This is a genomic window from Mesorhizobium erdmanii, assembly GCF_013170725.1.
GTDB classification, from domain to species: domain Bacteria; phylum Pseudomonadota; class Alphaproteobacteria; order Rhizobiales; family Rhizobiaceae; genus Mesorhizobium; species Mesorhizobium erdmanii.
Window position 1 is genome coordinate 3,332,940 of the sequence record NZ_CP033361.1, and the last position, 11,832, is coordinate 3,344,771.

General features: G+C 62.9%; 13 protein-coding genes. 10 read left to right on the forward strand and 3 right to left on the reverse strand.

All coding sequences use genetic code 11. The features are described 5' to 3' along the window. The first annotated feature begins 10 nt into the window (after positions 1-10). The 8 genes from EB233_RS16155 (at position 11) to EB233_RS16190 (ending at position 6,387) form a co-directional block, all read left to right on the forward strand. Positions 11-1,027 (forward strand): DUF4424 domain-containing protein, encoded by a 1,017-nt coding sequence (locus tag EB233_RS16155; RefSeq protein WP_064988222.1) that lies wholly within the window; start codon positions 11-13, stop codon positions 1,025-1,027. After that, complete coding sequence (locus EB233_RS16160) at positions 1,027-1,545, forward strand: dihydrofolate reductase (protein ID WP_064988223.1); 519 nt, start codon at positions 1,027-1,029, stop codon at positions 1,543-1,545. Before EB233_RS16155 ends, EB233_RS16160 begins: the two co-directional genes overlap by 1 nt. 168 nt (positions 1,546-1,713) lie before the next feature. Continuing rightward, complete coding sequence (hflK, locus tag EB233_RS16165) at positions 1,714-2,829, forward strand: FtsH protease activity modulator HflK (protein ID WP_027051179.1); 1,116 nt, start codon at positions 1,714-1,716, stop codon at positions 2,827-2,829. After that, positions 2,829-3,800 carry a protease modulator HflC gene (gene hflC / locus EB233_RS16170; protein WP_064988224.1) on the forward strand — a complete coding sequence of 324 codons (972 nt, stop codon included), beginning with the start codon at positions 2,829-2,831 and terminating at the stop codon, positions 3,798-3,800. Before hflK ends, hflC begins: the two co-directional genes overlap by 1 nt. 3 nt (positions 3,801-3,803) lie before the next feature. After that, on the forward strand, positions 3,804-3,992 hold the full coding sequence (locus EB233_RS16175) for a DUF2065 domain-containing protein (protein WP_064988225.1): 189 nt from the start codon (positions 3,804-3,806) through the stop codon (positions 3,990-3,992). 150 nt (positions 3,993-4,142) lie between these two features. After that, positions 4,143-5,657, forward strand: a complete 1,515-nt coding sequence (locus EB233_RS16180) for a DegQ family serine endoprotease (RefSeq protein WP_064988226.1) — start codon at positions 4,143-4,145, stop codon at positions 5,655-5,657. A 47-nt stretch (positions 5,658-5,704) separates the two neighbouring features. Continuing rightward, positions 5,705-6,130, forward strand: coding sequence for a putative toxin-antitoxin system toxin component, PIN family (locus EB233_RS16185; RefSeq protein ID WP_064988227.1), 426 nt, complete (start codon positions 5,705-5,707; stop codon positions 6,128-6,130). After that, the gene (locus EB233_RS16190) at positions 6,127-6,387 is read left to right on the forward strand and encodes a pilus assembly protein HicB (RefSeq protein ID WP_027051184.1); all 261 of its coding nucleotides are present in this window, start codon (positions 6,127-6,129) and stop codon (positions 6,385-6,387) included. Before EB233_RS16185 ends, EB233_RS16190 begins: the two co-directional genes overlap by 4 nt. Here EB233_RS16190 and EB233_RS16195 read toward each other — a convergent pair whose 3' ends face one another. Both EB233_RS16195 and serB read right to left on the reverse strand, forming a co-directional pair. Next, positions 6,388-6,951: a GNAT family N-acetyltransferase gene (locus EB233_RS16195; RefSeq protein ID WP_064988228.1), complete on the reverse strand. Its 564-nt coding sequence runs from the start codon at positions 6,949-6,951 to the stop codon at positions 6,388-6,390. Further along, positions 6,948-7,835 carry a phosphoserine phosphatase SerB gene (gene serB / locus EB233_RS16200; protein WP_081293932.1) on the reverse strand — a complete coding sequence of 296 codons (888 nt, stop codon included), beginning with the start codon at positions 7,833-7,835 and terminating at the stop codon, positions 6,948-6,950. Before serB ends, EB233_RS16195 begins: the two co-directional genes overlap by 4 nt. Between serB and miaA the strand changes: the two genes are divergently transcribed. Together miaA and EB233_RS16210 are read left to right on the forward strand one after the other, a co-directional pair. Beyond that, positions 7,825-8,814, forward strand: a complete 990-nt coding sequence (gene miaA / locus EB233_RS16205; RefSeq protein ID WP_064988229.1) for a tRNA (adenosine(37)-N6)-dimethylallyltransferase MiaA — start codon at positions 7,825-7,827, stop codon at positions 8,812-8,814. The genes serB and miaA overlap by 11 nt on opposite strands. A gap of 104 nt (positions 8,815-8,918) precedes the next feature. Beyond that, positions 8,919-9,710 carry a GGDEF domain-containing protein gene (locus tag EB233_RS16210; RefSeq protein ID WP_027051188.1) on the forward strand — a complete coding sequence of 264 codons (792 nt, stop codon included), beginning with the start codon at positions 8,919-8,921 and terminating at the stop codon, positions 9,708-9,710. Between the two features lie 227 nt (positions 9,711-9,937). Here EB233_RS16210 and EB233_RS16215 read toward each other — a convergent pair whose 3' ends face one another. Beyond that, the gene (locus EB233_RS16215; protein ID WP_027051189.1) at positions 9,938-11,770 is read right to left on the reverse strand and encodes an ATP-binding protein; all 1,833 of its coding nucleotides are present in this window, start codon (positions 11,768-11,770) and stop codon (positions 9,938-9,940) included. Positions 11,771-11,832: the final 62 nt, after the last annotated feature.

Here is an 11,832-nt window from a genome sequence, read left to right on the forward strand (position 1 = left end):
GGGGGCTTTCATGCTGCGATATGTTCTGACCACCGTGCTGGCCCTGTCGGCGGCATCCGCATCAGCCAACGACTCGGTCGCCGAACTCGGCACCGGCGGCCTGATCCTGTCGCGCAGCGATGCGGTCGCGATGCAAAGCGAGGACCTCTTCATCTCGCCCGAAAAGGTCACGGTCGACTACGTCTTCCACAACAACACCGACAAGGATGTCGACGCGATCGTCGCGTTCCCGTTGCCCGACATTTCGGGTAATCCCGAGGAGATGCCGGCTATCCCGGAAAACCAGAACGACAATTTCCTAGGCTTCGAGGTGACGATTGACGGCGTCGCGGCAAAGCCGCAACTCGAGCAGAAGGTGTTCGCGCTTGGCATCGACATCAGCGCCGATTTGAAGGCGCAGAATGTGCCGTTCAATCCGTTCGGCGACGCGGCCAAGGCGGCATTGGCAAAGCTGCCAAAGGCAGTGGCCGAGGACTGGGTCAACCGCGGCATCATCATCGAAGACACAGCCGATAATGGCGACGGCATGAAATCAGCTTATGCGCCATGGTGGCAGCTGCGCTCGACCTATTGGTGGCGCTCGACTTTTCCGGCCAACAAGGACGTCCGAGTCTCGCACCATTACAAGCCGAGCGTCGGCGGCACGTCGTCGGTCAGTTTTTTCAGCGAGGGCCAGTTTCAAGGCTCGTACGCGGCCTACAAGACCCGCTATTGCATGGACGGCACGTTCGAGAACGCTGTGCGCAAGGCAGCGAAGGACAATGCCGACGGCTATCCCAAATTCTACGAAAGCCGCATCGCCTATATCCTGACCACCGGGGGCAACTGGGCGGCCGGCACGATCGGCAAGTTCAAGCTGACCATCGACAAGGGCAGCGCAAAAGCCCTGGTCTCGTTCTGTGGCGACAATGTCAAGAAGGTCGGGCCGACAACCTTCGAGATGACCGCCAACGATTTCTACCCGGAGCACGACATCGATATCCTGCTGCTCGAACCGTCGGACAACAATGGCGGGGACGCGAACTGATGCATGTCGCGATCTATGTCGCCATCGCCGAGAACGGCGTGATCGGGCGGGACGGGGAGCTGCCCTGGCGGCTGTCCACCGATCTCAAGCGTTTCAAGGCCGATACGATGGGCAAGCCCATCATCATGGGCCGCAAGACCTATGAAGGCATCGGCCGCCCGTTGCCGGGCCGGCTGAATATCGTCGTCACCCGCGACAAGGCCTGGCGCGCCGATGGCGTCGAAGTGGCGCATACGCTGGAGGCGGCAATTCAGCTGGCTACGGTGCGCGGACGCTGCATGACCGGCGTGGACGAGATCTGCGTCATCGGCGGCGGCGAGATCTACGCGCAGGCGCTGCCGCTGGCCGACCGGCTGCACGTCACGCATGTGCTGGCCACCGTCGAGGGCGACGCGCATTTCCCGCCGATCGACCCTCAGACATGGCGCGTGGTCGGTTCGCAGGAGTTTCCGGCCGGGGAAAAGGACAGCCAAGCGACGCGCTATTCGGTTTACGAGCGCCGCCGCCAGATGCATTGATAGACAAAAAGTGCATTGAAGGACGACAAAGGGTCGCTACCGACCCAAAACGGATGAACTCGGCGGCGCATCGCGTTGAAAGCGTGCCATGGCGTCCCTATAGAAGAACGACACTGGATTTGCGCCGTAACTCCGGCGCTTGAGGGAATTCCAAGCGAAAGGACATTCATGCCCTGGAACGACAAGAGTGGCGGAGGCGGCGGCCCGTGGGGCGGCGGCGGTAACAATCAGGGACCCTGGGGGCAGGGGCCGAAGGGGCCAAGCGGCCCGCAGGGGTCGCCTCCCGACCTCGAAGACATCATCCGCCGCGGCCAGGACCGGCTGCGGCGCGCGCTGCCCGGTGGCGGCGGCGCCAGCCCGGCGGTGTTCGGGTTGATCGGCGCGGTGCTGGTCGTTCTCTGGGCATTCCAGGCGGTCTATACGGTGCAGCCCGACGAGGTCGCGGTCGAACTGCGCTTCGGCAAGCCGAAGCCCGAACTCTCCCAGCCAGGCCTGCATTTCCATTGGTGGCCGCTTGAAACCGTCGAGACGGCCAAGATTTCCGAGCAGCTCGTCGACATTGGCGGCGGCAACACCAGCGGCAACGGCCTGATGCTGTCGGGCGACCAGAACATCGTCAACGTGCAGTTTTCGGTGGCTTATCAGGTCTCCGATCCGCGCGCCTATCTGTTCGATGTCTCCGACCCGGACGGCATGCTGCGGCAGGTTGCCGAAAGCGCCATGCGCGAAGCCGTCGGCCGCCGGCCGGCACAGGACATTTTTCGCGATGACCGCCAGGGCATAGCGGCCTCGGTGCGCGAGATCATCCAGACGACGCTGGACGGCTACAAGGCCGGCCTCAACATCAACGCCGTCTCCATCGAGGATGCGGCTCCGCCGCGCGAAGTCGCCGATGCGTTCGACGAGGTGCAGCGCGCCGAGCAGGACGAGGACAAGTTCGTCGAGCAGGCCAACCAGTATTCCAACCAGAAGCTTGGCCAGGCGCGCGGCGAGGCGGCACAGATCCGCGAAGACGCCGCCGCCTACAAGAACCGCGTCGTGCAGGAAGCCGAAGGCGAAGCCCAGCGCTTCATCTCGGTCTATGACGAATATGCCAAGGCACCCGACGTCACGCGCAAACGCCTCTATCTGGAAACCATGGAGAAGGTTCTGAAGGACTCGAGCAAGGTCATCGTCGAGCAGGGCAACGGACAAGGTGTCGTGCCTTATCTGCCGCTGCCGGCGTTGCAGCCGAAACCGCCGGCTGCGGCCGCGCCTGCCGCGAACACGGGAGCTGCACAGTGATGGCCAACCGTCTTCCCATCTTCGTCGTCATCGCGGCGGTCATCCTCTTCCTGATCTATTCCTCGGTCTTCGTGGTCAATGCCCGCCAGCAGGCGTTGGTGCTGCGCTTCGGCGAGATCGTCGACGTCAAGAGTGAGCCCGGCATCTACTTCAAGGCGCCGTTCTCGTTCTTCGACGCCGATACGGTGCAACTGATCGAGAACAGGGTGCTGCGTTTCGATCTCGACAACATCCGTGTGCAGGTGTCGGGCGGCAAGTTCTATGAGGTCGACGCCTTCATCGCCTACCGCATCTCGGATCCACGCGTCTTCCGTGCAGCCGTGTCTGGCAGCATCGATCTGGCCGAACAGCGGCTGCGCACACGTCTCGACGCTGCCTTGCGCCGTGTCTACGGTCTGCGCGACTTCGAGGCGGCGCTCTCGGAAGAGCGCGCTGTGATGATGCGCGAAGTGCGCGATCAGCTGCGGCCCGACGCCACGTCGCTCGGCCTGCAGATCGAGGATGTCCGCATCCGCCGCACCGACCTCACGGCCGAGGTTTCTCAGCAGACCTACGACCGCATGAAGGCCGAACGTCTGGCCGAGGCCGCTCGGCTTCGGGCACGCGGCAACGAAGCGGCCCAGCGCATTACGGCACGCGCCGATCGCGAAGTGGTCGAGATCGTTGCCGAAGCGCAGAAGGAGTCCGAGATCCTGCGCGGCGAGGGCGAAGCCCAGCGCAGTGCCACCTTCGCCGACGCGTACAAGCGCGACCCGGCCTTCTTCGATTTCTACCGGTCGATGAATGCCTATGGCACAGCGCTGGACAACACCGGGACGACCATGGTGCTGTCGCCGAGTTCGGAGTTCTTCCGTTTCTTCCGTGATTCGGACGGCAAGGAAGGGCCGGCCAAACCGACGCCCGCTGCGCCCGTCGCTCCAGCGGCGGCGCCTGCCGCGCCGGCGACACAACCCAGCACTGGCCAGCAATAGCCGGTGCAGGATTTCTTCGCGGCGATAGGCCTGGTCCTCGTGATAGAGGGCTTGGTCTATGGCGGCTTTCCGAGCTTGGCGAGGAAATTCGCGAGCGAGGTGCTGTCAATGCCGGAGAATGCGTTGCGGATCGCCGGGCTGGTCGCGATCGGCATCGGTGTCGGCATCGTCTGGCTGGTCCGGGGCGGATGAGAACGCTAGGTTTTGATCTCCGGCATAATGAAGGATTTATCCTCAGCCGGTAGTCGTAGCCGCAAACGTGCCGTATTTTTTGCCAACATGGCGCAACGCGGTGTTTTCGCCGTAGCGCTTTCTCTCTAGGAAAGACCGGGAGGCTTCTCGATGACATCCACATCCATTTTGCGCGCGGCACGGCGGACGTTCATCGCCGGCACGGCGGCGCTTCTTGTCGGCGCGGCTGCCGTCCCGTCCTTCACGTCGCCGGCCTTCGCCGCCGATGGGCCTGCGTCGGTGGCCGATCTGGCGGAGCGTGTGCTCGGCGCGGTGGTCAACATCTCGACCTCGCAGACCGTGAAGGGCACGGAAGGCCCAGGCGCGGTGCCGATGCCGCAGCTGCCCGAAGGTTCGCCGTTCCAGGATTTCTTCGATGATTTCTTCAAGAACAAAGGCGGCGACAAGGATGCCGGCTCGCAGAAGGTCCAGTCGCTGGGCTCCGGCTTCGTCATCGACGCCGAGCAAGGCATCGTCGTCACCAACAACCACGTGATCGCGGACGCCGACGACATCGAGGTCAATTTCTCCGATGGCGTCACCTTGAAGGCGACGCTGGTCGGCACCGACACCAAGACCGATGTCGCGGTGCTGAAGGTCGATCCGAAAGGCCACAAGCTTACAGCGGTGAAGTTCGGTGATTCCACCAAGATGCGCGTCGGCGACTGGGTGATGGCGGTCGGCAATCCGTTCGGCCTTGGCGGCACGGTTACGGTCGGCATCGTCTCGGCCCGCAACCGCGACATCAACTCCGGTCCCTATGATGATTTCATTCAGACCGATGCGGCGATCAATCGCGGCAATTCGGGCGGACCGCTGTTCAACAGCGCTGGTGAAGTTATCGGCATGAACACGGCGATCATTTCGCCGTCCGGCGGTTCGATCGGCATCGGCTTCTCCATTCCCTCGCAACTCGCCTCGGGCGTCGTCGACCAGTTGCGCCAGTATGGCGAGACACGGCGCGGCTGGCTCGGCGTGCGTATCCAGCCGGTGACGGACGATATAGCCGAGAGCCTCGGCATGGCGACCGCCAAGGGCGCGCTGGTGGCCGGCGTCATCAAGGGCGGACCGGTCGACAACGGCACCATCCAGGCGGGCGACGTCATCCTCAAGTTCGACGGCAAGGACATCCATGAAATGCGCGACCTGCCGCGTGTCGTTGCCGAAAGCCCGGTCGGCAAGGCGGTCGACGTGCTGATCGTGCGCAAGGGCGTCGAGCAGACGGTAAAGGTGACGCTCGGCCGGCTCGAAGATGGCGAGAAGCTCGCCAGTGGCGAGAATGGCAACACGGACCAGCAAAAGGGGGACAAGGCACCGGCGGTCTCGACCGCTTCGGTGCTCGGCATGACCGTCGGCGAACTGAATGACGAGACGCGCAAGAAGTTCAGCATCGCCGCCGATGTCTCCGGCGTCGTCGTCACCGATGTGGCCAAGGACTCGGCCGCCGCCGAACGTGGTATCCAGCCCGGCGAAGTGATCACCGAAATCGCGCAGGAATCGGTCGCCACGCCGAAGGATGTCATGGACAGGATCGGCGCGCTGAAGGAGCAGGGCCGCAAGAACGCGCTCCTGATGCTGGCCTCGAAGACAGGCGAGTTGCGCTTCGTGACGATCCGGATGGATTGAGCGAACAGGCATGTTGTAACATCCCATGGGATGTACTATTTTGACTTGTGAAGCGGATCGTACTGGATACAAACGTTCTGACGGCAGGTTTGCGAAGCAGGAATGGCGCATCGTTTGCCATCCTGCAATTGGTTGCGGATCAACAGATTTGCCCATTGGTGACGACAGCGCTGTTTCTTGAATACGAGACCGTACTGACCAGACCCGAGCAGATGGCAGCTCACGGATTGTCCACCGCGGATCTCGATCGCTTGCTTGCTGGCTTCGCCACTTTGGGGGCGCCTGTCGAGTTACACTTTCTTTGGCGCCCGCAGTTGAGCGATCCGAAGGATGAGATGGTGCTTGAAGCTGCGATCAACGGTCGAGCAGATGCGCTGGTGACTCACAATCGCCGGGATTTTTCCGCCGTGGCAGGCCGGTTCGACGTTCGAGTTGTAAGCCCGGCCGAGTTCCTGGAAGGACTTCGAACATGAGCAAGGCGACTTATCCGTTGAAACTCCCGCTTTCGGTCAAGGAAGCAGCAGCGCGCTTCGCGAAGGCTGATGGCGTGTCGCTCAATCAATGGATTGCATCGGCTGTGGCACAGAAGGTAGGGGCAATGGAAACGGCAGCCGCCTTCTTGCGTCGCCGGGCTGGTAATGCGTCAACCGGCGATTTCGCACAGATGCTTGAGCAGGTCGCAGACAGGTCGCCGCAACCCGGCGATGAGCTTCCACCTGACAGGCACTGATCAGCGACGAACCCCCCGCCAATCCGCTGCAGCGAGCCGGTAGAGCACATGCCGCTTGAGCTTCGGATGGCTGTCGGGAATGCCGGTATGATCGAAATCGGCCGAGGGATCGGCCATCATTCCGAGGCGTTTCATGACGGCGGTCGAGCGGTGGTTTTCCGCGACGGCGAAGGAGACGATCTCGTCGACGGCCAATGTCTCGAAGCCGTAGGCCAGCCAGGCTTCAGAGGCTTCGGTGACGTAGCCCTTGCCCCAGAATTCGGGCGCCAGCCGCCAGCCGATCTCGATCGTGCCGGCCGGAAGGACGTCGATATCCTCTGTTCCCGATAGCCCGACAAAGCCGATGCACTCGCCCGTGGCGGCAATTTCGGCCGCGGCAAAGCCATAGCCATCCTTATCGATCCAGGCGCGGACCTCGTCCATCTTGGCGTCAGCGGCGGCACGGTCGCGACGGAACGGGAAGAATTCCATGACACGGTCATCGGAATTGATGCGATGGAAGAGCTCGCGGTCGCGCTCTTCCCAGTTACGCAGGATGAGGCGCTCGGTTCGCATGGGTTTCATTGGACGATTTCCTCACTCCGGTAGCCCTGAAGGTAGAGCAATGCGGTGAGGTCGCCATGGTCGATGCGAACCTTTGCCTGCGCCGCCACGGTCGGCTTGGCATGCAGCGCCACACCAGTGCCGGCGAGGCGGATCATGTCGAGATCATTGGCGCCGTCGCCGACGGCGATGGCATCGTCCGGCGTCAATCCAAGACGCGCCGAAATCCCGATCAGAGCGTCAGCCTTGGCGGCGCGGCCGAGGATCGGTTCGCCGACCAGGCCAGTGAAGCGTCCGTCCTGTTCGAGCAGACGATTGGCCCGGTTTTCCTGAAAGCCCAGCATGGCGGCGATGCGCGTCGTGAAGACCTCGAAGCCGCCCGAGACCAGGGCCGTCCAGGCGCCGTTGGCGCGCATGGTCCGGACCAGTGCGCGGCCGCCCGAAGCCAAGGTCAGCCGGTTGGCAACGATGCTATCGACAACGGCGGCATCGAGCCCCTTCAACAGCGCGACGCGCTCGCGCAGCGCCGGCTCGAAGGCGATCTCGCCATTCATGGAACGCGCGGTGATCGCCGCAACGCGATCCTTGACGCCGATCTCGTCGGCCAGTTCGTCGATGCATTCCTGGTCGATCATGGTCGAATCCATGTCGGCGATGAGGATTTTCTTGCGACGCGTCTCGGTCTGCTGGACGATGACGTCGACCGGCTCCGTGGCCAGTGCGGCGCGCAGGGCATTCATTATATCGGCGGCGTCGGCCTCTTGCGGCAAGGCAAGATCGCAGGCAATGCCTTCGGCCAGCCAGACGACAGTGCTTGCGCCGACCGACCGTGAGGCCATAGTCGCAAGCGACGGCGACAGAGCGCGGTCGGCGGGACGGGAAACAAGCGTGGCAATGAGCGGCATGGAGAATTCCGGCGCGGATGCGGGCGAAGGCCGCGTGAAGAACGCGATCCTGATAGCCGGGCCGACCGCCAGCGGCAAGTCGGCACTGGCGCTCGATCTCGCCGAACGCACAGGCGGCGTCATCGTCAACACCGATTCCATGCAGGGCTATTCGGTCCTCGATGTGCTGACCGCCCGGCCGGAGGCGGCCGACCTCGCTCGGGTGCCGCATTTTCTCTACGGCCATGTCCATCCCGGTACCGCCTATTCGACGGGCGCATGGCTGCGCGATGTGATGAAACTCATCGACGAAGGCGCGTTTTTCGAGCGGCCTGACGGAACGCTGTCGCGTCGGCCGGTCTTCGTCGGTGGTACCGGGCTCTACTTTCGCGCGCTGGCCGAGGGTATTTCGGAAATGCCCGACATTCCATCGCGCATCCGCGACCGCTGGCGCTACGAGTTGAAGGAGCAAGGCGCGGTCAAGCTGCACGCCCTTTTGCTGCGCGAGGATTCGAAGGTCGCCATGCAGTTGAAGCCAACCGACAGCCAGCGGATCGTGCGGGCGCTCGAGGTGCTGGACGCCTCCGGACGATCGATCCTGGAATGGCAGGCAGAGCGCGGCCGGCCGCTCATCGACAGGCAGACGGCGCGTTTCCTGGTCATCGAGCCGGACCGTTCCGCGCTGGTCGGTCGCATCGAGCGGCGCTTCGATCAGATGCTGGACAAGGGCGCGCTGGAGGAGGTCAGGCAAATAGCGGCCCTTCGCCTCGATCCGGATCTGCCGGCGATGAAGGCGATCGGGGTTCGTGAACTGCAGGCCGCGATGGCCGGACAGCTGGGCTATCCCGAAGCGATCGAGCGCGCCAAGATCGCAACCCGGCAATATGCCAAGCGGCAGTCGACCTGGTTTCGGCATCAGCTGGGGCCGGAATGGCAAAGGCTGCGCGCGGGTGACGATCTCGAAACCACGATCCAAACACTTGTTGCTAATGCAACTTAAAAAGTTGACCTTGAGGGAAGGGTTCCCGCCGAAGTTGTCGGGATTAACGCTCCGTAAGGCGGCCCGTGCCATAAGGTCGATGGGCACTTTCCATTGGGGAGCAGATGCGTTTCCATAAGGCGGAATCCGCTTTTTTCGTCTTTATTTTCGTGATCCTGGCCGCTGGCTTGGTGACGCTGCACGCCTATGGTCTCTTGCAATCCTTCGCCACGGAACTCCAGACGCAGTCGGGCCTGGACAAGGTCATCTACCTCAACAAGCTGTTGTTCGCGACGGGCGTTCTGCTGGCGACCGCGCTGTTTTTCGGCATCTTCTTCATCTACCCGCTGATCCGCAAACAGGCGACGGAGGAAGGCAAGCTGCGCGCCATGACGGTTTCGCTCAGCGCCCGCTCCGAAACGTTCGAGCACGCGGCACTGACAGATGGCCTGACCGGCATGCAGAACCGGCGCTATTTCGACGATGCGCTCAAGGAATATCTCGAGGAGTTCCGGCGCATCGAAAAGCCGGTCGGGCTGATGATCCTCGATCTCGATCATTTCAAGCAGGTCAACGACACTCATGGCCACGATGTCGGCGACGAGGTGCTCAAGGCTGTCGCCAGTTGCCTCAAGGACATGACGCGCTACCACGACGTGGTGGCGCGGCTGGGCGGCGAGGAGTTCGCCGTCGTTACGCCCAACATGGAGGCGGAACTGCTGGCCAAATTCGCCGAGCGCATCCGCAAGGCGATCGCCAACATGTCGATACTCTCGGGCAATGTCCGGCTCAAGATCACGACCAGCGTCGGTCTTGCCGTCTGGGACCGCCAGGAAACGGCCGAGGCGTTCTACCGCCGGGCGGATAGGCAACTCTATGAAGCCAAGCGGCAAGGCCGCAATCGCGTCTGCGCCTAAAATCCCATCATTGAATTCGTGAGGCCGGCCGTCTGCCGCCATTTTCTGCGCTTCCGGTGCTCACGGACCAAAAGTCCGCTCCGCTCCGGTTCTCGAAAACAGCAACCAGCCGACTCGGCCTGACGAATTCCCTGACGGGATTTACCCAAGCTTTCGAGCGAAGAAGAGCCATGTAAGCCTGGCGCGGCTTCTCAGAACTGCCGGCAAATGGGCGTGACGCTCTGGGCTCAATCGTTCTGCGGGCGCAGGCCGAAGGTCGCGGGCTTCAGGCCGTAACGGGTGTCGAAATCGTCGTCCGCCTGCACGCGGGTGGTCGCGGGCTTGCGGTAGTCGGGGTCGCCTGCCTGCCGCCCGGAATCGACCACCTCGGCGAAAGCCATCGCCTGCGGCGTCGGTTTCGGCACGTTGCGCAGCCGCTCGACGATCGCCACCAGATCGACATCGTTGCCTGCGTTTGGCGACTCGGCCTCTTCGCGCTTGGCCGTACCGGGAAGCAGGTGGCTGGGCAATCTTTCGAACTTCAGCCGCATGGTCGTCGCCACGCCTTCGCCGAAGGCAATGGCTTCGCGCTGGCCCATCGACGACAGGAAGGCAAGCGTCGAGGCCGACGAGTCGGCGATGGCCGAACGGATGATCGCCTGGTCCTGCTCGTTGGCCAGCCGCATGGCAAAGAAGGTCGAGCACTGTGACAGGATGGTGGGGTCAAGCTCGCCTGGACGCTGGGTGACGACGCCGAGATAGCAGCCATATTTGCGGCCTTCCTTGGCGATGCGCGACAGCGCGTGCCTGGTTGGCGCGAAGCCGAGGCGCGGATCGGCCGGCATGTAACGGTGCGCTTCCTCGCACAGAAACAGCAGCTGCAGCTTGCCCTCGCTCCACAGAGCGAGATCGAAGGCCAGGCGCGCCAACACCGAACAGACGGAATTGACCACTTCGGAGGGCATGCCGGCCATCTCGAAGCACGTCACCGGGCGGCCGTGATGCGGCACGCGGAAAATGTTGCCGATCGTCTCGTGAATGGTGTCCTCGATCAGGCGCGAACTGAACATGAAGCGGTAGCGCGGATCGGCGGCCGCCGATTCGATGCGCGTCTTCAGCGATTTCAGTGTCGGGCGATCGTTCTTGCTTTCCAGCATGCCCATACGCTCGTCGATCTGCTTGAGCAGGTCCGCGATGCGGTAAGGCACCGGCGTATCGGCGGTCAGCGCATCGTTGCCGCGCCTGAGATAGGCGCCTGAGTTCGGGTTGCGGTAGAGGTTCTTGGCAAGCGGGATGAGGTCGCGCAGGGCGTCGATTTCTTCGGCGTCCGTTTCGCGCCCGCGAAACAGCACCTCGGCGAATTCCTCGAGCTTGAACATCCAGAATGGCAGATCGAGCGTCTTGGAATCGACCTTGACGCAATATTCGGGCAGAGACGAGGCAAATTCATTGTGCGGATCGAGGATCAGGATGCGCAGATCGGGCCGCGCCTCGATCGACTTGCGCAGCAGCAGCGAGACGGCCGTGGATTTGCCGACGCCGGTGGTGCCGACAATGGCGAAATGGCGCGCGAGAGTGTCGTCGATGGCGATGTTGGCGGCGATGGCTTCGTCCTGCGCCAGCGAACCGACGGTGATCGAATGACGCCCGGCAAGGTCGTAGACGGCCTGCAGATCGCGGGTGCGGATACGGTGCGCTATTGCGCCGATATGCGGATAGGTGGTGATGCCGCGATCGAAGATCGGCTTGGCGCCGGGCTCAATACCGTCGCGCACTTCGCCGACCAGCTCGATGCTGACCTCGATGGCGTTCTGGCCTTCACTGCTCCAGGCGCGGTCCGACTTGCCGATGGCATAGACCAGGCCGACGGTTCGCGTCGTGCCCAGATTGATGGAGATCATCTTGCCGACCGTCCACAGGCCGGTGACGGCGCCGTCGACATCGTCGGCATAGGCGCTGATGGTGGCGCGCGCGCCGTCGCATTGTACGACATTGCCCAGGATGCGTCTGTCGTTCTGCTCTGCGTTGCGGCGCTCCTGCGATGTCGGTTCTCCGACGGAAGCTTCGCGTTCGACATACATGGACAGGCCAATCCCCATTTTCCTGGAGATCGGACCCTACAGGGATGGGGTTAAGGTCGGAT